Source organism: Catellatospora paridis (assembly GCF_009720365.1).
Taxonomy (GTDB): Bacteria; Actinomycetota; Actinomycetes; order Mycobacteriales; family Micromonosporaceae; genus Catellatospora; species Catellatospora paridis.
Window position 1 is genome coordinate 142,709 of the sequence record NZ_ML769317.1, and the last position, 21,229, is coordinate 163,937.

A 21,229-nucleotide genomic window follows, 5' to 3' on the forward strand; every position below is an offset into this window, starting at 1 on the left:
GTACAGGAGGCGACCCACTCGACGTCTAGATCTGCAAAGCCCGGAACCGTACATCCCCTGTGAAGGAGTCGTATCTCATGCAGTCCGAGTTCCATTCTCCCGGCGCTGGGACGGCAACCATGATGCCCTCGCCATTCTCCGTCCTGGACGACGCAGCCTCCTACGCGGCGGCCGTCGACGAGTTCCTCACGGCATCGTCCTCGGCGACCGTGCCGGTGTGGACCGGCGGACGAGCCGACCTCGCGGCCTCCGTCGAACGTGCGGCCTGCCTCTACGGCAACGTCAGCCGACCGGTCGCCCGCACCTACGGCGTGCTGCTCACCCCCGAAGCGCTCCCCGCCGCACTCGGCGCGCTCCTGACGCCGCTGGCGCGCACCTGGCTCGACCAGGCAGAGGTCGGGGCCGCGCTGCTCGACAAACTCGACGCGCAGGCCCACCGCGAGCGCGACGCCGGCCAGGGCGAGGAATACACCCTGCTGATCGCCGGCCTCTACGAGCACTTCACAGCGGATCTGATCTGGCCCCTGGTGCGCGCCACCGCCCACCGGCCGAACGTGCGCCTGACGTTCCTCACCGGCCGCGACGCGGCGTCGCTTGCCTGGTTCACCGCGAAACAGTACGTGCACACGGCCTCGGACGTGCGCGAACTCGGCCTGTACACCGCCGTCGACCGGGGCCTCACCCGCGACGGCGGCATCCAGCTGCGCGACGAGCGCGGAGTCGAGACCGCCGACGTCAAGTCCGAGCTGCTCGGCACCCGCTGGCGGCGGCTGTTCCTGCAGGGGCACGGGCGCGACGACTCGCTCAACCTCGCCGAGTTCACCATCTGCGGCCGCAACGACGCCGTCGAACGCAACGAGGCCCTGGTCGCTCCGCTGTGCGCGTTCACGTCGCACTGCTACAAGCCCGATGACAAGCTGATCCAGCTGCGGGAGATCCGCTCCGCCGAGATCGTGCTGAGTTCGTGCAACAACAGCCCGTTCGCCGACGCGGCCGCCTACGACCCCAAGTACCAGCTGATGCTCAACGCGATCGACGGCACCGCCAAGGACGTCGTGGGCGCGATCACGGTCCACGACTCCGGCCGCGCGGAGAACCTCGCCTGGACCGAGGCCGCCCTGGTGCACGCATCGTCGGTCACCGCCCTCAACTCGAGCATCAGGAGCGCGGAGCCCTTCCCCGCATACGTCCACTTCGGCATCGGCGACGACCCGGGTATCGCGCCCGAGCCGCCGGCTCTCGCGCCGGAGCCGCTGCTGCTCACCACCTCCGCCCGCCTCACCGCCTATCTGGCAGGCGGCCTGCTGTCGGCCAAGAATCCGCTGCGTCCCCGTCTGGACAAGCTCGCCGCCAAGGTCGAGAACCAGGTCTCCAAGCGAGACCTGGCGGTCAACCAGGACCGGGCCAAGACCATGCGCAGCCTCATGGACGACCTGCAGTCGCTTGACATGGCCATCGCCACGCAGTTCGTCAAGGATCCCGACAACGAGCTCAGCAACTGCTACGCCCACTTCGGCGATCGCGGTCGCCTCGACTTCTCCACCATCGCCCACGTGCGCTGCCAGTGCGGGCGACCCGCGGAGCGCTACATTCGACGTGCCCTCGTGCCCACCGCACTCGACACCGAAGGCGTCATCTGCACGCGCTGTGGTGACGTCGCGTTCCGCCTGAACGACTCACCGTCCCTGCTGATCTACACCGAGGAGCAGGGCCCGGCAGGGGGCACGGTCCAGGTGCGCGTGGCGGTGCGCGAAGCACGGCCCGGCATCTTGCGCCTCGGCCTGTTCTTCGCCAGCTACGGGCGTGCCGGGTGCACGATCACGCCGGAGCTGCAGAAGGTCCGGATCGGGTCGGACGGCACGGGTGAGGCCGAGTTCGCGCTGACCGTGGACGCTGAGATCCCGCCGCACAACTACTACATGACCGCCTATGCCGTGCAGGACCTCGCCGTGACGATCGCTCGCCGCAACTTCGGCGTCATGCCCGCCGCTGGTCAGGGCGCCTGAAACACAGCAGGTAGGTGCCGGGTGGAGAGGCGGACCGGACTGCGGCCCGCCTCGCCACCCCGTAGCTGCGCCCCGGCCAGGTCGAGGTCATCGACCTGGCCGGCGGTCGTGTCAGAGCGCTATTCAACAGGGGATCCACGGCCGGGAGCGCTCAGTCCCGTGACCCGGATGCTCAGCTGGGTGCCGAGTTCATGGAATCCGAGCGCTCGTGCCACTCGACGCGACGGTTCGGGACGAGCCCGCCACTGGGGCAAGAAACCGTTGGTCAAGGCGTCAGCCACTGCCGCGCCCCCGACGACGCGGGCAAGTCCACGCCCACGCTGTCGCGGCGCGGTAAGTACGCAGATATGGGCCGCCTGACCCGGCCAGCGCTGGTAGCCGGCCGCCGCCACAATGTGTGTCCCGCTGCGCACCACGAACGCGGGCGAGGTGATTTCGGCGAGCCCGCACTCGTCGGCATCATCCGGCGGAACCGCGGCGAGGAGGGTGGCCAGATCGGCATGACCTGCGGGAATGGCGTCCGTGACGCCGGGATCGGTTGGTGGGAAGTCGCGCTTGTCGCAGTAGGCCAGGGTCGCTGGACCCAACACTTCAGCGACAGGCAGGGCGCGGCACACCCGGTCGGGGTCGGTCAAGGCTGCGACCGGCAGTCCGCCCAGTCGCTCCCGTACGAGCTCGGCGATGCCGTCCGCGGGAACGGTGATGATCGCGGCGTTGCCGAGCGTGACGATCCCGCTCCAACCCGGCGGACACAGCAACGACCTCTCCGAGACGACCACTTGCGTGCCCTCGGCGGGAAAGGTTACGGGGACGCCGGCCAGCTCAAGCCAGACCTGCTGAGCCCGGACGATCAAGAACTGATTCTTCAACGGGCTGTTGCCTTTCTGATCTCGCTCAGCCACTCGATGCCGAGCCGGCGGCCGTCGGGGAACTGGTCGTAGCGATCCCAGCGCCACATCGCGACCATCGACAGCACGAGCGTTCGGCAGTCTTGGAGCAGCTGGTGAGCTATGCCCGGGTAGTGGTCGCCGACCTCGTCGGGCGCATGGGCCAGGTCGAACTCGATCGGTCCCCGGCAGCACGTCTCGAAGTCGACGAAAAGCAGGCCGGCCTGGGTCGAGAGCAGGTTGCCCGGATGCGGTTCGCCGTGCAGAAGCTGTTCGGGCCGGCCGCTGCCGCTGACTGCTCGGCGCAGGCGTTCCAACGTGCCGGCGAGGAAGGCCCGGTCCGCATCGGCCAACTCCGGCGTCCGGTCGCGGTCGGCCGCGAGCAGCTGGGCCGCAGATACCCGGTCCGTGAAGTGCGGGGCTGGCAGGTCGATCTTGCGCAATCCGGCGTGTAGACGTTCGAGCGCGCAAGCGTAGTCCGCGGGTGGGATCGCCTGGGTAGTCACCGGTTCGTAATAGGCCCACAAGGTGACCACGTAGCCGTCCCGGACGAAGACCTCGGGCGCTTCCAGCGCGGCCACCGGGCTCCCGGCCGCGGCCAGCCGCTGAGCGACGTCGACCTCGAACCGGGCGGACTGGTCTGCCACCGGCGCCACCCGGGCCAGCACGTCGCAGGGCTGCAGGCGCAGGGTGAGCTTGTTCGAGTTGTGCAGGACGACGGCGTCGTGGGCGGTCAGGCCGAGCGACGAGGCGATCGACATGGCTGCCTTGGCTGCCCGTTGGGTCTCATGCGCCTGCATCCAGGCACCGTAGCTCAGCGTTCGTGGCCCGGCAGGCACAATTCGGGGCGTCATCGCCCACTTGAACAGCTCTTGATCCGGCGTACGGTGCGGCGTGTGCGAATTCGATTGACGGGATGATCGGGCGGGTTCTACGGTCGCGCGATGCGTCCCGGAGAGATCACCGTCGCTGTCGAGCAGGTACGCGCGCTGATCGACGAGCAGTTCCCCGAGTGGTCGGACCTGCCGATCGTTGCGCAGCCGTTGAACGGCACCGACAACGCGCTGTTCCGGCTGGGTGATTGCCTGACGGCGCGGCTGCCGCGGGCGCAGTGGGCGGTCGACCAGGTGGAGACCGACGCGACCTGGCTGCCGCGACTGGCACCGCATCTTCCGGTGCCGGTGCCGGTGCCGATCGCGGTCGGCCGGCCGGGCGGGGACTATCCATGGCCGTGGACGGTCGTCCCGTGGCTGGACGGGCGCAATCCGCAAGCCGGGCAGGACCTCGTCGACCTCGCCGTCGACCTCGCCGGCTTCGTGCGCGCGATGATCGCGATCGACCCGATGGACGGCCCGATCAAGGAGGGGATCCAGCGCGGCGTACCTCTGGTGCAGCGCGACGAGCTGACCCGCCGGTCGATCGCGGTGCTGGGCGAACGGATCGACGGCCGAGCGGTGACCGCGGCGTGGGACGAGGCGATGACGGCGGACGAGTGGCCTGGACCGCCGGTATGGCTGCACGGTGATCTCCTGGAAGGCAACCTGCTGGTCGATCGAGGCCGGCTCACCGCGGTGATCGACTTCGGTGGTCTCGGCCGCGGCGATCCGGCCGTCGAGGTGCGGCCGGGCTGGAGCCTGTTCGATGCCCGCGCGCGGGCCGCGTACCGGGAGGCGCTCGGGTTCGACGAGGCGACCTGGGTACGCGGGTGGGCCTGGCCGCTGTCGGGCTCGCTCTACTGGCTGGCGGACCTGTGGGACTCGATCAGCGAAGAGGACCGCGAGGACACGATCCGCTACATCGACTACATCGTGCGTCACCGCCACGGCTGACCATGCGGCGCCTGCGCGGTCACCGCCGGCGACGCCCCGGACGGCAGCGCCGACAGTCCGGCCGCGAAACCGAGCCGGCTGACTCTGATTCGACGGTCACGAATCGCGGGCCGAGCAATGCGAAGTCCGACGCCACCCGGCCTCGGGCTGAAATGCCCGAGGCGACCCGGCGAAAGTGCGCAGCTTCCCTTGAACGGCAAGGGAAGCTGCGCTACTTGCCGAGGTAGGTCGTGCGGTGCTCCGGCCCGTCGGAGAGGAACGCCGCGACGGCAGCGCGATGATCCTCGGTGCGCACGAGTTCGGCCGCGGTCTGGGGGAGCACCGCGTCGGCAGCCGAGACCCCACCGTCGAGGTACGCCCGTACGATCCGCTTGGTCGCCGCGTGCGCCACGCTCGGTCCGGTGGCCAGCCGCATCGCATAGGCACACACGGCCTCGTGGAACTCGGCAGGCTCGAACAGCGCGTTGACGACACCCCACTCGGCAAGCGTCGATGCGCGATACTGCGCGCCGGTCATCACCAGCTCGCGTGCGCGCGCCGGCCCGGCACGCTCGGCCAGTCGCTGGGTGCCGCCCATCGACGGGGTGAAGGCGACCTTGCGTTCGACGAGCCCGAACCTGGCCGACGCCGCTGCGACGATCAGGTCACAGGCGAGCGCGAGCTCGAACGCGGCGGTCAGCGTCAGCGAATGCGCGGCGAACACCGTCGGGCACGGCAGCGCTTCCAGCGCCTGGGTGATGCGCAGCTGCCGTGCCCAGAACGCTTCCGCTTGGGCCGGGTCGGTGTCGGCGAACACCTGGACGTCGACACCTGCGCTGACCACGCGGCCTTCGGCTCTGATCAGCAGCGCCCGGGGCGGATCAGCCGACAGCCGCGCGACCTCGGCCTCCCACGCGTCCCACATCGCCAGGTCGAACAGATTCAGCGGTGGGCTGTCCATGGTCAGGATGGCCAGCGGGCCGTCGTGGGTCAGCCGGAGCGGCGCACTCACGCCACGTTCCGGAAGATGCTGATCGCGTTGTTGCCTCCGAAGCCGAACGCGTTGTTCTGCACGTACCGCAGGTGCGGCATTGCCAGCGGAGCACCGGTGACCAGGTTCAGCTCACCGTCGACCTCTTCGGCGTCCACGGCGGTCGGCGGCACCAGCCGATGCTTCAGCGTCAGGCAGGACGCCACCGCGCCGGCTGCGCCGGCCGCGCCCATCAGGTGCCCGACCGTGCCCTTGATCGCCGTCACCGCCGCCCGGGGGTAGATCTCGGTGAAGATGCCGCCCTCGACCGTGTCGTTGGCCCGGCTGCCGGTGCCGTGCGCGAAGATCACGTCGATGTCGGCCGCGGTGATCCCGGCCTCGGCGAGCGCGCGGTGATGGCACGCCTCGACGCCGTCGCGGTCAGGCGCCGTGGGGTGGTTGGCGTCGTTGCTGATCGCCGTCGAGAGGATCTCGGCATACGGCTGCTGCCCGGGACGCAGCGCGTCCTCGGTCTGCAGCACCAGGATGCCGGCGCCCTCGGACGGCGTCACGTAACGCCGGTTGACCGAGAACGGCAGGCAGCGCGTCGCGCCGATCGCCTGCAGCGAACTGAACCCGATGATGTTCTTCTCCGAGTACGGGTCGCAGCCGCCGACCACGGCGGTGTCGGCGATACCGCTGCGCAGCATCTCGATGGCACAGGAGACGGCGACGTTGGCCGAGGCGCAGGTGCTCTGCGTGGTGAATGCCGGCCCGCGGGCGCCGATGGTCGCCGCGACGCCTTCGGTGATCGAGAAGCTGGAGAAGCCGCCCGTCTCGGTGATGTCCCGGCGGCCGCCGACGACGTCTTCGAGCGCATCGGCCTGTCCGTCGCTGCTGCCGATGCACACCATGGCGTTGCGCACCGTTTCGTCGCCGGGTTCCAGGCCCGCGTCGCGCAGTGCTTCCAGAGCCGCGTACTCGGCGAACAACGAGGCGGCCCGCGGCCGCGCGCGCGTCTGCTCGCTCACCTGCGCGAGGGCGATGTCGCGGGCCTCCTGCGGCACCCGGCCGCCGAGCGCGCCCGCCTTCATGCCCGCGTACAGCGGGGTCAGGTCGGTGAACCGGTGTCGTGCCGCGCACAGGTCGTCCCAGAACGGGCCGGTGCCGGCACCGGCCGGGGAGATGATCCCCAGGCCGGTGACGAAGATACGTGTGGACCTACTCACCGAGACCTCCGTGGCCTACCGTGTCGAAGTTCTGCCTGGTGACGGTCAACGCACCGCGGCGTGCGAGCGGGCCGCGGCAGGTGAGCACGACCTGCTCGCCCACGTCCAACTTCTGGATCACGTCGAGGAACTCGGCGGTGACGAAGGCACCGTTGCGGTCGATCGACCGATCCGATCCGATCTGTGCGCCGAGCGCCGCGTCCGCGTCGTGGTCGGGGGTCAAGTCGAAATCCGCGCGGAACTCGCGGCCCTTGACGAATGTCGCGTGCGCCAACCCGGACCGGCACCGCAGATCGTCGGGTTCGCGCTTGGCGTCGAGCAGGGCTTCGGCAGAGTAGACGTCGCCGATGAGCACCTTGCTGGTCGACGAGCGGTCGGTGGCGAGCGCGAACAGCGCCTGCCAGATCGCGATCACCGGGGTGAGCAGACCTGCGTTGAGCGTCAGGTTCCTGCCGGTGGCGCCGATGCCGATGTTCACGAACGCGGAGGCAGAACTCGACGTGGCGTTCGGGAAGTGCTTGGCGGACAGCATCTTGCCTTCGTACTGCGCACCAAGCTGTAGACGGGTCAGTGCTTCGGTGTTGCCGTACTCGGTGCCGATCACCACGGTGTCGTCGGTGCGCGTCTGTGGCGCATCGTCGTGGGTGCGGGCCAGGTACAGGCACAGGCGGGTGAAGGAGTCGCGGAACTGGTCACCGGTGGTGCCGATGACCGCGGCCAGATCCGAGGGAGGTTCGGCCAGTTCTCCTGGCTCTTCCCACGGTTGCTGTCCGCATAGCGCGACCTGGCGGAGACTGAACTCGAACACGCGGCGCTCCGATGCATCAGGGATTCGGGCAGGGAACCTTACGAGACCGGAGTCGCGACCAGATCGCGGACGTGACGCTGCAGGTCGGCGACGGTGGCGAAACTGCCGACGGACTCCTCGTCGATGTTGATGTCGAGCTTGTTCTCCACGTGCATCACCAGATCGATCATCGACAGGGAGTCGATTCCCAGATCGGACCTGAGGTGCTGCTCGCCGGAGATCTGGAAGGACTCCGGCAGCTCGGCGACCTCCTTGAGGATTCCGTCAATCGTCTGGTCGATAACGTCGGACATCGCTTCTCCTTCGGCTGGGAATGTGAGCTGAACTTTCGTCGAGTGTGGCACGGAAGGCTTTGCGGTGCAGTAATCGGAACGCTTACCCATGGCAGGCAATGGTCAGTGCGATGTGTCTTTCCGGGCAATCACAGTGCGGACGTGCATGACGTCGACGCGACCTTATCGTCCTTTTGGGTGCGGCAGATCTGGCTCGTTTCCTCTGGTCACCGGTAGCTGATGTGACCTGGTGCGGAGCTCAGATGCCAGCCGTGCTCGGCGGGGGAGACGGCGGTTTCGAATGCCATGCGAGGTCGCACCATTCCCCATTCCGAACGTGCTCGGTCCCGCTGCCGGCGAATAATGTGAGGAGATCAGATGTCGCTCGATCCGACCTACGTGATGATCAGGAATTACCGCGAGGCGACCGGATTCACGCCGCTCTACACGATGACCGTGGAAGAGGCCCGCCGCGCGGATGCCGAGACCGAGGCAGGGACCTGGAAATGGCATGAGCATCCTGAAGAGGTCTTCGACCTGAACATCACCGGCCCGGCCGGCCAGGTGCCGGTCCGGGTGTACCGCCCGCGGAGCGACCGGCCGCTACCCCTGCTGATGTACTTCAACGGAGGCGGTTTCGTCGTCGGCTCGGTGGCCACGTCGGACTCGATCTGCCGCGCGCTGGCCAGCTTCGCCCAGTGCGTGGTGGTCTCCGTGGGCTACCGGCTCGCGCCCGAGAACCCTTTCCCGGCGGCCATCGACGACTGCTATGCCGCCCTGAAGTGGGCTGCGGAGAACGCGGCCGAACTCGGTGCCGACGGTCGACGCATCGCCGTCGCCGGAGACAGCTCCGGCGGCAACGTGGCCGCGGTCATGGCGCTGATGGCACGAGACAACGACGGGCCGCAGCTGTCCGCCCAGGTGCTCGTCTACCCGCCGCTGCACAACAACCCGGACACGGAGTCCATGCGCGAGCACAAGGACCCGATGTTCTTCAACGCCATCTCGAGCGCGTGGTTCTGGAGTCTCTACCTCGCCGACCCCGCCGACGGAGACTCCCCGTACGCCTCGCCGCTCAAGGCACTCGACCACAGCCGACTTCCCGCAGCACTGATCATGACCGGCGAACTGTGTCCCGTGCGGGACGAGGGCAAGGAGTACGCCGACGCGCTCGCGCGGGCAGGCGTGCCGGTCGAGTACCACCAGTACGCCGGCCTGCCGCACGGGTTCCTGGCCGTATCCGCGAAGCTGCAGACCGGCCGGGACGCGCTCCGGCTGATCGCCGAGTTCCTGCAGCAGCGATTCGACTCGGAAAACGTGCTCGAACCAGCCGCCATGGCTTCGAGCGGGTCCAGGTAGTCGCTGTTCGTCGGGACCGCGCGCACCCCTGCGAACGACCATTCGCAGGGGTGCCGACATCACCACACCGGCGGCCTACGCAGGTCGGATGCGAGGTGATGGCCATGCCCCTGACCTCAGGCAACCGCCGCAACATCCGTAGGTAACCACCATCGTCATGCGGGTCCGCGCCACAGCGACAATGCCCGCAAGAATTGCGAGAAGCGATGTCGCAGTCCACCGCCCTGAAAACGCCTATCACCGATGAAACCGTCGAGCCACTGGAGACCGGACCCGACACCACCCCCAACACCCCGCCTGCCAAGAACGCGCTCGTCGCCGCACTGCAGGACCAGACCATGCGCAGCCCGCTGTTCTGGAGCATCATCGGCCGGTCTCCGATCTACATGGTCGCCATCGCCCTGGTCGTCTCCACCACGTCGCGCGGCTCGACCTACCTCTCGGCCGGCCTGCTGCTGGCCGGCTACACCCTCGGCGTCGCCCTCGTCGCGCCGTTCGTCGCCCGGCGCGTCGACCGGTACGGCCAGTCGTCGGTCCTCCTCATCACCGGCATCGTCTACCCGCTGGCCCTGATCGGCTTCGTCTACACCGACCACGGATCACTGACCACGCAACTGGCGTGCGTGGTCGTCGCAGGCGCCACGAACCCGCCACTCAGCGGCTGCATCCGGTCCCTGTGGAGCACCTCCGGAAGCACCATGGAGCGGGCCGGCCTGTCCATCGAGGCGGTGCTGGGCGAGGTCTTCTCCATCGGCGGACCTCTCCTGCTCAGCGCGGTCCTGTTCTGGGGCAGCGCGGACACCGCACTCATCCTCGGCGGCCTGCTCGCCGGCGTCGGGGCCATCGGCTTCGCGACGACCCGAGCCTCACGAGCGACCCAGGCCACCCCAACCCAGCGCGAGGCCACCGGCGAACGCGACCCGCTCGGCGCACTGCGCTCCGCGGGCCTGGTCCGCCTGCTGTTCGTGCTGGCCACCTGCGGCGTCGCCGCCGGCGTGTACAACGTCGCGGTGCCCGCCTTCGTCACCGCTCACGGCTCCGCCCAGGACATCGGCCTCATCTTCGGGGTGTGGGGGATCGGCGGCATCATCGGCGGAGTCTGGTACGGCAACCACACCCTGCGCCAGCCGGCGGAGCGAGCCTTCGTCATCGGCCTGCTCGCCATGGGCGCCTGCGCCACACTGGTCCTGCTCGCCTGGGACAACTGGTCCCTCGGGGCGGCCCTCTTCCTGCTCGGCGCGACAGGGGCACCCGCGACCGCGATCTCCTACCAGCTCGTCGCCCGCACCGCCCGCGCGGACTACGTCACCGAGGCCTTCACCTGGGCCATCACGGTGAGCCTCGCCGGCTCGGCGCTCGGCGCCCAACTCGGCGGCCTCGTCATCAACGCCTCCGACACCTGGGCGGCCCTGCTGGCCGTGGTCGTCATCATGGTCGCGGGCGCGGCAGGCGCATACGTCATGCAGCACCGGTTCGCCGACACCACCGAAGCCGCACCGATTTCATAGCCGGCGTCAACGCAGCGACCGTACCCATCATCACTACGGGTACGGCCGCTGCGTTGACGCTGAAAATGCTGCCTCAACTCAACGGCCGTAGTTCGCTGATTTCGCAGAACAGGTCGCAGTCCCAGGCGTGGCCGGAGTCGATGTCGCAATGGGTGTTGACGTACGCAGCCCAGAGGCTGTCGAGGTTGACACCATGCGTCGGTACGTCGCCAAGGAGATGGGTGATCGCGACCACGACGCGTTCGAGGAATTCAATGGTGTCGTGCACCTCGGACGCGCTCAGCGGTTCCTTCTGAAAGTGGTGTCCGAGGTCGCTGCGATGCACGATCCGGTTGCGCCGTGCGGTTATCTCAGCGAGCCGGTGCTTGAGTGAGTCACCGGACACTGCGGTGTTCGGTGACTCCCGATTGACCCGGTTGGCGGTATCGCGCCACAGGTCCCCGTCGTACACCCAGCCGAATCCGGCGGCGATCTTGTCGGGATGCTGAAAGGTCTTACGGTGCAGCGACCGTATGACGGCGTCGTATGCGCGCTCGAAGGGATAGGTGTAGGACGACCGGCCGACCAGTAGGCCGCCCTCGTCGGGTCCATAGCGGCCGAACAGCGCCTCCGTGCCCTGGCCAAGCGGGAAGTTCGCGATGGCGCCGGTGACCGTGACCTTGTTGAGCTTCTTGGGTCGACTGTCGGGCGGCATCAGCACGAGGATCCGTACGCGGCGCAGGATCTCGTCGCTTACCCACCGATCCAGCGCGCTGACGGCGAGACCCCACGCTCCGCGGTACATGTCTGTCGCGTCGAGCCGGCTCAGGTCCAGTTCGGCGACCCCGAGGCGGGCCAGATCGGCTGCTGTGGCGCGCTGCATCAACGCGTCCATGACCTGGCCGGCGTCGACCATGGCACGCACCGCGTCGATGTTGTGCTTGAACACGGTGTAAGCGTGATTGCGATCGAGGACGCCCACGTGTGCAAGGCTAACCACGGCCGTCGGTATTGGGCGCGTCAATTTTCGGCGCACGGCGAACCAATCGGGTTGGACGGCTGTTGTCGGCCGCGGCCAGTCGTTCGAGGAACAGGCCACCTACCCGGCGACGATCAGCATGTGGCACGAGGCCTGGAAGTGGTTCTTAGGTGCGCTACCTCGTGGTGAGGATAAGCGCCGAGCCGGGCAGCACCTTCTTTGTTCTGCCCGGCCCGCCTGCGCTTCGCAGCCGGTCAGCCTGACCGTGCCGCCTGCCACCGGCCTGGTGCGCCGTGCGGTTCGCTCACACGCGGATCTCTTCTCGGCGTGTGCTGTGGTGCGGCGACTCTGCGCCGCAGATGTGAACCGTGGTGCCGGCCCCCGCGAGGGCACGCCTGACGGGTTCGGAGGTGCGCCCGTCCGCGATGCGCACGGTGGCGACTCCGCCGTCGAGCGCTTCGCGTGCGGCGATGAGTTTGAGCGCCATGCCGCCGGTGGCGGACGGGTCAGGTGCGCCGGTGGGGGCGATCTGCACGGCGGCCTGCACGCTGGTGGGGTCGTCGGGATCGGCGAGCACGCCCGGTGCGCCGGTGAGCAGGAGCAGCTGGTCGGCACCGAGTGCCGCGGCCAGCGCCGCCGCGGCCCGGTCGGCGTCGACGTTCACGGGCTGGCCGTGCTCGTCGACGGCCGGCGGCGAGATCACCGGCACGTAGCCGGCGCGCAGCAGCGTCGCGGGCAGTTCGGTGTCGACCTGGGCGATCCGGCCGCTGTGGTTGTCGCGGATCAATACGGTGCGACCGTCGACGACGGCGCGGACGGCGGACTTGCGACGGGCGCGGAGCATGCCGCCGTCCATGCCGGTCAGGCCGACCGCGCGCACCTGATGGCGGGACAGCTCCGCCACCAGCTTCGGCTTGACCGCGCCCGCCAAGGCGAGCACGACCACTTCGAGGGTTTCCGGGTCGGTGTGACGTGTGGAGACGCTGTCCGGCGCGACGAGAGTGCGCTGCGGGACGCCGAGCCTGCCGGCGAGGCGGGCGATCTCGCCGGACCCGCCATGGACGAGAAGGATCGAATGACCTTCGTGGACGAGGCGGGCGATGTCGGCGCAGATGTCGGCGGCGTTCACGGCGGGATTGCCGCCGCACTTGACGACGATGAGCGGTTTGGTGGTCACGGTCTCTCCGGTCGGCGGGGTCATAGGGGGTGCAGGCCGGGGAACGTCAGGCCCAGGGTCTCCGGCAGGCCCATGCGGATGTTGAAGCACTGCAGGGCGTTGCCGGCACCACCTTTGACGAGGTTGTCCAGGGCTCCGATGACGGTCAGGCGACCGGTGTCCTCGTCGAGGGCGTAGCCGACGTCGCAGAAGTTCGACCCCAGCAGGATCTTCGGCTCGGGGTAGCGGAAGATGCCGCGCTGGTGCGCGACGACGCGCACGAACGGCTCCTGGGCGTACTGCTCACGGAAGGCCCGGCGCACAGTCCGTTCGTCCACCCCGGGACGCAGGGTCGCATGGCCGATGGTCTGGACTCCGCGGACCGCCTCGACCCCCGTGGCGGTCATCGCGGCCGCCAGGCCCAGGTGCCGGGAGATCTCCGCCTCGTGCCGGTGACGGGTCGGCGCGAACACGCGCATGGCGCCACTGCGTTCGGCGTGCAGGTTGGCCGGGCCGGCGGTGGCACCCGAGCCGCTGGAACCGGTCCGGGCGTCGAACTGGGCCCCCTGCTCCAGATCGATCAGATCGTGCGCCACCAGAGGGTAAAGGGCGAGCACGCCGGCCGTGGCCATGCACCCGGGAACGCTGATCAGGTCCGCGGCACGCAGGCGCTCGCGGTACAGCTCGGGAAGGCCCGGCACGAAGTCGTCCAGCAGATGCGGGGCCAGATGCTCCTCGCCGTAGTAGCGCTGGAAGACCTCGGTGTCATCGAGCCGGAAGTCCCCGGTCATGTCGATGACGAGCTTGGACCGCTGGATCCAGTGGTCGATCTGGGTCATCGCCACCCGGTGCGGCAGCGACAGGAACACCGCGTCGCACTCCGGAACCGCTTCGGCCGCACAGAACGCCAGATCGGTGACGGACCGCAGATTCGGATGCACACCGTCGATCCGCTTGCCCGCGAAACGGGACGAGACCGCGCCTGCCACCTCGATCTCGGGATGTCCCAGCAGCAACCGCAGCAGCTCGCCGCCGATGTAACCGCCTGCGCCGACAACCGTCACCCGCAGCATGAGCACATCCTTCCCACAGACACACTGCGACACGTCATGTGATGCCCTCCAGTCCGAACCGATTGCCACACGAAAGAAGCTCATAACCTTCAGAAAGTCCCGGTAGACCCATTACGGGGTGACGCGGTAGTCCAATGTCTGCAGGACGTTCGCCGCGTGGGCGCGCAGTTCGGACACCGAATCGGCGGTGACCGAGAAGGAGAGGAAGAAGTTCTCCTTGTCGCTGGTCGCCTGCAAGCCGTTGAGCAGCTTTATGCCGATCACACCCGGCAGGGCGAGCAGTTCGTCTTCGGTGGTCCTGACCTCGACGGTGCCGTACTCGTCGGCTTCCACGTCCATCCAGCCGATCATCGGCTCCAGGCGCAGCGGCTCCGGTCGCTCCACGGTGAATTCGCCCAGTGCCATCGAGATGACGGCTGCGAACGGGTCCATCCCGGTGATCACCTGGACCGCCTTGGGTATCTGGCCGCCGCCGGGCCGCGGATTGATCTCGATGAGCTCCGTCCGGCCGTCCTCGGTGCTCCGGCCCTCGAAGTGCAGCCAGAGCTGGTCGAGGCGAAGGTCGGTGCACAGCGTGCTGATCGTCTCGCACAGTTCGCGCACCCCTTCCCGCACATGGTCCTGCTGGGGCGGATGGAACTCCAGGCCCGCATCGTGGTGCTTGACGTCGTCGTGGTCGGGCTTCTCGACCGCGAGGACCGGGTGGAAACGGCCGTTGACCACCGGGCCGTCCACGGAGAACTCGGTGCCCGGCAGGTACTCCTCGATGACCATCTCGATGTCAGCGGACCCACGATCGATCAGGTACTGCTGGTAGGCGAACAGCTCTGCCGGGTTGTCCGCGCGGCTGACCAGGTGCGAAGCCCCGGACACCCGTGCCGGCTTGACGATGACGGGGAAGAAGTCCACCGCCGCCGGGTCGCTGCAGTACTTGATGCCGGACAGACCCAGGCTGCGCATGTGGTCCCGGACCGACGTCTTGCTCGCCAGCACGGTGCGGCCGGCGTCGCCGCCCGGTAGGCCGTAATGCGCGGCTATCGCGATGTTCCAGGAAATCAACTTCTCGACCATGTTCACGACGGCGATGGGCACGATGCCACGCTCGTCGAGCCGGCCGGCGAGGGTGGACAGCTCGTCGCTGTCCCAGTCGAAAAGGACATGGTCGTCGCATAGCGCGGCGTTGGGATCATCCGGCGATTCGGAGACCAGCACCGGCCGCAGATTGCGGGCCCGAACCTCTTTGACGGCAGGGGCCACGTTGCCGATGGATATCCAGGAGAGGATGAGCACGGATTTCATATCGTGACCTCCGGGGACGGCTGCGGGTGGGAATTAATGACTGCCGCACCGGCAGCGCTCGGCACGTTTATCTCGTCCGGCGATACGCCGGTTCCGACATTGAGAATCGCACGGGACAAGCCGCAGTCAAATAAGCGAGATGATGAGCCGCCGCGGTCCCCCTAAACGTGATGCGTGCCCGAGGTTGAACGTATTGCGGACGTCAGTGCGCCGGCGCGAACGTAGCGTCCTTCGACGACAACGTCCACGCCGAACCGGGTTTCCACGGGCCGGCGTCGGGCTTCGACCGGCTGCCTGAGAGCCACATTCGGCGTCTCCGTCCTCCATCGAAACGCAGCCGATGGTGCGAACCAACCGAAGGGTGGGTATGTGTCCGCAATCGAGCAACTGACCTTCGACCGACTGGCACCCGGGGTCGGAAGACAACTCCGGGAGCTCTGTCGTCTCGACAATTACCACGGCCCAAGGGCAGTGCTCTTCGAGTACGCACTCGTCTGCGCCTCAGTAGCGCTGTGTGTGGGAATCTCGTACTGGTTCTATCCAGTGGCCCTGATCGTCATCGGCTCCGTACAACGCTTCCTCGCCCACTTCCTGCACGAGTCGTCGCACAAGGTGCTCGCCCGGAACAAGGCGCTGAACCTGCTCGCCGGGTCGGTGTTCTCGGGATACCTCATCTGGCACCTGCACGGCCCCTACCGCAGCTCGCACGTCGGCAACCACCATCGCAACCTGGGCGATGTCGAAGCCGATCCCGACTACAGATTCCACATCGAGTGCGGCCTCTACGACACCGAGCGCTCCGACCGCCATTTCTTCTACAAGGAGCTGGTGCTGTCCGCGCTCGGGTTGCGCACCCTCGACTACATCCGCTACGTGATCAATGAGCGGGTCTTCACCGACAGCTCCAAGATCACCGTGTCGGTGCCGGTGCCGCTGCGGGTCGAGCGGGCGGTCCTACTCACCCAGTGGGCGGCCATCATCGCAGTGTGCGCCTGGTTCGGCTGGCTGCCACAGCTGCTGCTGTTCTGGTTCGTCCCGCTGTTCACCACGAACGTGGCCATCGGCTGGCTCGCCGAACTGTCCGAGCACTACCCGATGCCCGAAAGCGAGCACCGGCCGCTGCTGCTCACCCGCAACCGCCACGGCCGGTTCCTGGAGCAGTTCCTGATCAGCCGGCACAACGACCGGTACCACCTCGTCCACCACCTGAACACCGGCATCCCACACTGGAACCTGGGCCGAGCCCACCGCGTCCTGCTGCAGGACCCGCAGTACGCCGCCTGGGACGGCCTGTGGGCCGGCGCGTTCACCCGCCCCCGCTCCCGCAAGAACAAGGAAACCGTCATCAGCTACGCCGCCAAGTACCGCCAGTGGCGCAAGGCCGGCGGGGACCCGGCCGTATCAAGCCCGACTTTCGCCCAGCTCATGATGCTCGCAGCCGATACCTCGTCCCTGTCTCCGGCGGAGGTCCGTGAACCTGCGCATTCAGTGTGACGCTCGATCGCAGCCGGTCCCCCTGGGCGTATGAGTCCCGAACCTCGCAGGAGGTCGGGACTCATACGCCCAGAGGACCATTCCATGCATATGGTGCGCACCAGCTTGGTCGCATCCCGCCGCGGCGCACCCGCCATCGGACGCCCCACCTGCGGCAGGACCTAAGATCGTCGGTATGGCAACGCGGCTTGTTCAGATCAACATGAAGGCAAGGGACGACTCCGCGCTCGGCGGTTTCTGGGCGCAGGCGCTCGGCTGGGCGGTCTCCAGCGAGGCACCCGGCGTGACCAACCTCGAACCCGAGGGCTTCGTCTACCCCGACCCCGTTGCCGTCTGTCTCGACCTCGTCACCTCCCCGGAACCCAAGACGGTGAAGAACCGGGTCCACCTCGACCTGGCCGCCACCTCCGCGGCCCACCAGGCGGAACTCGTCGCACGCCTGACGGAACTCGGCGCGACACCCGCCGACGTGGGCCAGGGCGACGTCCCGTGGACGGTCATGGCCGACCCGGAAGGCAACGAGTTCTGCGTGCTGGACTCCCTCTACCATGACACCGGACCGATCGCATCGGTCGTGGTCGACTGCGCGGATCCGCGCGCCATGGCCCGCTTCTGGAGCGAGGCCACGGACTGGACCCTGCACAAGGTGACCGACCACAACGCGGTCCTGCGCTCCGCCGCGGGCGTCGGTCCATATCTGCAGTTCCTGCGCGTACCCGACGTGAAAACCGGGTGGAACCGCGCCCACCTCGACATCCGCCCATACCCGGGTGACGACCCAGAGGCCGAGGCGGCCAGACTTCAGGCTCTCGGTGCCACCGCCATCGACGTCGGCGTCCCGTGGACGGTCCTCGCCGACCCGGAAGGCAACGAGTTCTGCCTGCTCGCCCCAGCCTGACCCAGTCCGATCAAGGCGAACCATCTCGGTCCGTCCCGAGCGACGCGGAACCGATCAGCGGCGCTGCGCAGGAGTAACGACGAGGGCCGCAGGGGAGAATCCCCGCGGCCCTTCTCGGCGTATGCCCGCCGGCCTACGTCTGGACCGGAGGCCGCAGCCGCAGACCGTGCATGCCGTTGTCGACGGCGAGCACCGTGCCCACCGAAGCGCTCGACAAAGGGCTGGCCAGGTAGGCAATGGCACCAGCCACCTCGTCGGCGGTCACCAGCCGGCCGGTCGGCTGGAACGCGTCGAGCGCGGCCCGGGCGGCCACCGGATCTGCCGCCTGCGCGAGCGACCGGCCGATCCACGGGGTGTCCGCGGAACCCGGTGCTACGCAGTTGACCCGAATGCCCTCCCGGACGTGATCGGCGGCCATGGCCAGCGTCAGCGCGTACACCGCGCCCTTGCTGGCCGAGTACAGCGCCCGCTGCTGCACCCCGGCCCACGCCACGATCGAACAGGTGTTGACGATCGACGCGGCGGGGGAGCGCCGCAGGTGCGGTATCGCGTGCCGGGCGACCCGGACCATGCCGATCACGTTGACGTCCAGCACGCGCAGCCACTCGTCGTCACCGTTGGCGGTGACGTCTCCGACGGCGCCGATCCCGGCGTTGTTCACCACGACGTCCAGCCTGCCGAAACGTTCGGCCACGGCGTCGACGGCGGCCTTGACCTGTACGTCGTCGGTGATGTCGGCCTGCACGCCGAAGATGCCGTCCGGCAGCCCCTCCGGTTTCAGATCGAGCGCGGCGACCTGGGCTCCCCTGCTGTGCAGCAGGTTCGCCGTGGCCAGGCCGATTCCCGACGCGCCGCCGGTGACGATGGCGGCCAATCCTGTGAAGTCACTCAAGAGATCTATCCCGTCCGCTCGATGGTCAAGACAGCACGTCGGCGATGATGCTGACGCCCAGGTCGATCTCCGCACGGGTGACGACCAGCGGCGGCGCCACCCGCAGATGCCCCCTGGCCTCCTTGCAGAGCAGGCCACGCTCGGCCAGCGCCTCAGTCACCCGGCGCCCGGCCACCCGCTCCTCGTCGAGCTGCACCCCGGCCCACAGGCCACGTCCCCGGACCTCGGTCACGCCGTCCAGCTCGTTGAGCCGGGAGTGCAGGTACGCCCCCAGCTCGCGGGAGCGCTCCTGGAACTCCCCGGTGGCCAGCAGCCGCACCGCCTCCCGGCCGACCGCACACGCCAGCGGGTTCCCGCCGAACGTCGAGCCGTGGTCGCCGGGCGTGATCACGCCGAGGACGTCGGCACGGCCGACGACCGCGGACACCGGAACGAGCCCGCCACCCAGGCTCTTGCCCAGGGTGTACAGGTCTGCCTTGATGCCCTCGTGGTCCATCGCCAGGGTCGTGCCGGCGCGGGCCAGCCCGCATTGGACCTCGTCGGCGACGAGCAACGTGTTGGTGTCGTCGCACAGGTCACGGACCTCGGCCAGGTAGCCCTTCGGCGGAACGATGATGCCGGCCTCGCCCTGGATCGACTCCAGCAGGATCGCCGCGGTGTTGTCGGTGATCGCCGCGCGCAGCGCGTCGATGTCGCCGTACGGCACCACCTTGAAACCGGGCGTGAACGGACCGAAGCCGGCCCGGTGGCTGGCGTTCGTGGAGAACGAGACGATCGTCGTCGTACGCCCGTGGAAGTTCGCCCCGGCGACGATGACCTCGGCGGCGCCGTCCGGCACGCCCTTGACCCGGTAGGCCCACTTCCTGGCGATCTTCACGGCGGTGTCGACGGCCTCGCCGCCGGAGTTGGACAGCAGCACCTTCTCGGTGCCCGTCAACTCGGCCAGCTCCTGGCAGAACGGCCCGAAGTGATCGTGGTGGAATGCCCGGGTGCTCAGCGTCAGCCGGTCGAGCTGTGCCTTCGCTGCGGCGACGAGGGCGGGGTGCCGGTGGCCGAAGTTGGTCGCGGAGTACCCGCCGTGGAAATCGAGATAACGTCGGCCCTCCGTGTCGTGTATCCAGGCGCCCTCACCGTGGCTGAGCACCACGGGGAACGGTACTGAGTCGTGCGCGGCCCAGCGCTCCGCGAGGGCCATGTGGTCCCGAGCGGACATGGTGTCCACGGTCATGGGGATACTCCTTTTGCAGGTCCCGCTCGAACTGCCGCGGTGGGTGACCCATCGCGGCATCAAAGGGAAACTACGAACTCGCCCCCGCTTCACGCGTCCGCGGAAGACGAATTCCGGAGTAGGCGGAGCGCTGACGTTCCGGCCGGCGCGGTAAGCGGGATGCCGTTGTCCGCGCGAGCATCACGTCTGCCGCATGCACTCATTGCGGTAGTTGCGGATGCCCGCGCGGACGGCGCCTGCCGGTCGGTCTCAACGCCCGGTCCGTGGCCCGACCAAGTCGGGGCCGACGATGGGAGTCGGGGCGTTCAGCCTCGTCGCCAGTAGCGGGCCGGCCCCGACCTCAGTTCGCGCCCGGTCATGAACGACCGCGCGCGGACGGCAGCGGGATGCGGTATGGGGCACGGCCACCTTGCCTCTCGCCCCGGCTCAGGCCCACGGCGGCGCCACACGGCAGGGCGAACGAGAAGCCCCGATGAGTTCTGCGCTTCAGCGAAACGCCAATCCTGACGCGCCGAGCGATCTCCCCGCAGCTGATGCCAGGCCCGCGGGGTGATGAGCCGTGCGCGGCGGACGCGCACGGGGCCGCCGAGGATGACCGAAACCGGGTTGGGCCAGCGGCTTTCAGGAGCAGACGGGGCGAGCAGTTGCCGGCACGAGTCGCACTCCAGGGCGAACGGCTTGCGGTGTGCGATCCGCTGGTCGACGAGGACGCGGGCGACCAGGGACGAGCAGCCGGCGGAGTACGCCTTCAGAAGGCTCGGATCCAGGTGCCGGACCGCGACGCGATCGTGAGCGGTGATTGCGCTGGTCCGGCCGTGGGACAGGGCGGCGGGGAGCCAGATGCCGGGGAGTTTGCCGCCGGCATTGACGCCGAACTTCCCGTCGCCGGTGCCGGCGAGGCTGGAATGGCAGTGGACGCAGCGGAGCGCGAGCAGGGGAAGGCGCATGCGCCGAAGGGTCCAGGACAGCACGTTATGAGGACGCGTAGACATGATCTCTCCGAAGACTGACGAAAGGCATGGGAAATGAGCCGACGGCGACGTCGGCGACCGATGCACGGAAATGTCAGGTCTAAAGAGCAGGCGGCGTCACGTTGGGTGAAGTCCTCTGGTGAGTGGGTCGGAGAAGAAGATCCATTTACGTGGTAGGGCGGGATCTGTTACATCGTAGGGCGGGACGGGCCGGCGAGGCCACACCCATTTTCGCCTCAGGACCTGCGCCTCGGCATGCGCGCCCGGCCTGTAGCGCCGCGGTGGCCGGCATCCGGACGCCGCCTGGCGGCATCACCTCTACTCAGTTCTTCCTGACGGCCACGGCCTATGTTCAGCTCCCGATCCCGAACGGCAACGCAGGACGCCGTCGGCCACATGAGAGGCGAACTGCC

The 21,229-nt window shown here is 68.4% G+C and carries 19 protein-coding genes; 6 read left to right on the forward strand and 13 right to left on the reverse strand.

Going from position 1 to position 21,229, the window contains the following annotated elements; translation table 11 throughout:
• Positions 1-119 precede the first annotated feature (119 nt).
• Positions 120-2,006, forward strand: coding sequence for a hypothetical protein (locus F9C41_RS18595; protein ID WP_230689735.1), 1,887 nt, complete (start codon positions 120-122; stop codon positions 2,004-2,006).
• Between the two features lie 119 nt (positions 2,007-2,125).
• Here F9C41_RS18595 and F9C41_RS18600 read toward each other — a convergent pair whose 3' ends face one another.
• Both F9C41_RS18600 and F9C41_RS18605 read right to left on the reverse strand, forming a co-directional pair.
• On the reverse strand, positions 2,126-2,875 hold the full coding sequence (locus F9C41_RS18600; protein WP_155388091.1) for a GNAT family N-acetyltransferase: 750 nt from the start codon (positions 2,873-2,875) through the stop codon (positions 2,126-2,128).
• The gene (locus F9C41_RS18605) at positions 2,872-3,693 is read right to left on the reverse strand and encodes a phosphotransferase family protein (protein ID WP_155388092.1); all 822 of its coding nucleotides are present in this window, start codon (positions 3,691-3,693) and stop codon (positions 2,872-2,874) included. Before F9C41_RS18605 ends, F9C41_RS18600 begins: the two co-directional genes overlap by 4 nt.
• A gap of 144 nt (positions 3,694-3,837) precedes the next feature.
• Between F9C41_RS18605 and F9C41_RS18610 the strand changes: the two genes are divergently transcribed.
• Positions 3,838-4,722, forward strand: coding sequence for an aminoglycoside phosphotransferase family protein (locus F9C41_RS18610; protein WP_155388093.1), 885 nt, complete (start codon positions 3,838-3,840; stop codon positions 4,720-4,722).
• Between the two features lie 211 nt (positions 4,723-4,933).
• On the opposite strand, the gene F9C41_RS18615 is transcribed toward F9C41_RS18610, so the two are convergent.
• From F9C41_RS18615 to F9C41_RS18630, 4 genes are read right to left on the reverse strand one after another with little or no spacing between them, the layout of a single operon-like run.
• A complete protein-coding gene (locus F9C41_RS18615; RefSeq protein ID WP_230689736.1) occupies positions 4,934-5,713 on the reverse strand; it encodes an enoyl-CoA hydratase/isomerase family protein in 780 nt (259 codons plus the stop codon).
• A complete protein-coding gene (locus F9C41_RS18620; protein WP_155388094.1) occupies positions 5,710-6,900 on the reverse strand; it encodes a beta-ketoacyl synthase N-terminal-like domain-containing protein in 1,191 nt (396 codons plus the stop codon). The genes F9C41_RS18615 and F9C41_RS18620 overlap by 4 nt, the downstream gene beginning before the upstream one ends.
• Positions 6,893-7,708, reverse strand: coding sequence for a hypothetical protein (locus tag F9C41_RS18625; protein ID WP_155388095.1), 816 nt, complete (start codon positions 7,706-7,708; stop codon positions 6,893-6,895). The genes F9C41_RS18620 and F9C41_RS18625 overlap by 8 nt, the downstream gene beginning before the upstream one ends.
• A gap of 38 nt (positions 7,709-7,746) precedes the next feature.
• Positions 7,747-8,001: an acyl carrier protein gene (locus F9C41_RS18630; RefSeq protein ID WP_196279834.1), complete on the reverse strand. Its 255-nt coding sequence runs from the start codon at positions 7,999-8,001 to the stop codon at positions 7,747-7,749.
• 357 nt (positions 8,002-8,358) lie between these two features.
• Here F9C41_RS18630 and F9C41_RS18635 point away from each other — a divergent pair, with 357 nt between their 5' ends.
• Positions 8,359-9,339: an alpha/beta hydrolase gene (locus F9C41_RS18635; RefSeq protein ID WP_155388097.1), complete on the forward strand. Its 981-nt coding sequence runs from the start codon at positions 8,359-8,361 to the stop codon at positions 9,337-9,339.
• Positions 9,340-9,545: 206 nt separating this feature from the next.
• Positions 9,546-10,847 (forward strand): MFS transporter, encoded by a 1,302-nt coding sequence (locus tag F9C41_RS18640; RefSeq protein ID WP_155388098.1) that lies wholly within the window; start codon positions 9,546-9,548, stop codon positions 10,845-10,847.
• 73 nt (positions 10,848-10,920) lie between these two features.
• Here F9C41_RS18640 and F9C41_RS18645 read toward each other — a convergent pair whose 3' ends face one another.
• The 4 genes from F9C41_RS18645 to F9C41_RS18660 all read right to left on the reverse strand — a co-directional run bounded on the left by F9C41_RS18645 (position 10,921) and on the right by F9C41_RS18660 (position 15,333).
• Positions 10,921-11,808: a hypothetical protein gene (locus F9C41_RS18645; RefSeq protein ID WP_155388099.1), complete on the reverse strand. Its 888-nt coding sequence runs from the start codon at positions 11,806-11,808 to the stop codon at positions 10,921-10,923.
• Positions 11,809-12,109: 301 nt separating this feature from the next.
• Entirely contained in the window at positions 12,110-12,982 is an 873-nt protein-coding gene (locus tag F9C41_RS18650; protein ID WP_155388100.1) for a [LysW]-aminoadipate kinase, read from the reverse strand.
• 20 nt (positions 12,983-13,002) lie between these two features.
• Entirely contained in the window at positions 13,003-14,034 is a 1,032-nt protein-coding gene (gene argC, locus F9C41_RS18655) for an N-acetyl-gamma-glutamyl-phosphate reductase (protein WP_155388101.1), read from the reverse strand.
• Between the two features lie 111 nt (positions 14,035-14,145).
• Positions 14,146-15,333, reverse strand: coding sequence for an ATP-grasp domain-containing protein (locus F9C41_RS18660; protein ID WP_155388102.1), 1,188 nt, complete (start codon positions 15,331-15,333; stop codon positions 14,146-14,148).
• A 516-nt stretch (positions 15,334-15,849) separates the two neighbouring features.
• On the opposite strand from F9C41_RS18660, the gene F9C41_RS18665 reads away from it, so the two are divergent.
• Both F9C41_RS18665 and F9C41_RS18670 read left to right on the forward strand, forming a co-directional pair.
• Positions 15,850-16,827, forward strand: coding sequence for a fatty acid desaturase family protein (locus tag F9C41_RS18665; RefSeq protein WP_230689737.1), 978 nt, complete (start codon positions 15,850-15,852; stop codon positions 16,825-16,827).
• 175 nt (positions 16,828-17,002) lie between these two features.
• Positions 17,003-17,725 (forward strand): VOC family protein, encoded by a 723-nt coding sequence (locus F9C41_RS18670; protein WP_155388104.1) that lies wholly within the window; start codon positions 17,003-17,005, stop codon positions 17,723-17,725.
• Positions 17,726-17,858: 133 nt separating this feature from the next.
• Here the strand turns inward: F9C41_RS18670 and F9C41_RS18675 are convergent, their stop codons facing one another.
• From F9C41_RS18675 to F9C41_RS18685, 3 genes are all read right to left on the reverse strand, one after another.
• Entirely contained in the window at positions 17,859-18,617 is a 759-nt protein-coding gene (locus F9C41_RS18675) for an SDR family NAD(P)-dependent oxidoreductase (protein WP_155388105.1), read from the reverse strand.
• 25 nt (positions 18,618-18,642) lie between these two features.
• Positions 18,643-19,845, reverse strand: a complete 1,203-nt coding sequence (gene rocD / locus F9C41_RS18680) for an ornithine--oxo-acid transaminase (protein ID WP_155388106.1) — start codon at positions 19,843-19,845, stop codon at positions 18,643-18,645.
• A gap of 305 nt (positions 19,846-20,150) precedes the next feature.
• Positions 20,151-20,792 (reverse strand): DUF1062 domain-containing protein, encoded by a 642-nt coding sequence (locus tag F9C41_RS18685; RefSeq protein WP_155388107.1) that lies wholly within the window; start codon positions 20,790-20,792, stop codon positions 20,151-20,153.
• Positions 20,793-21,229 lie beyond the last annotated feature (437 nt).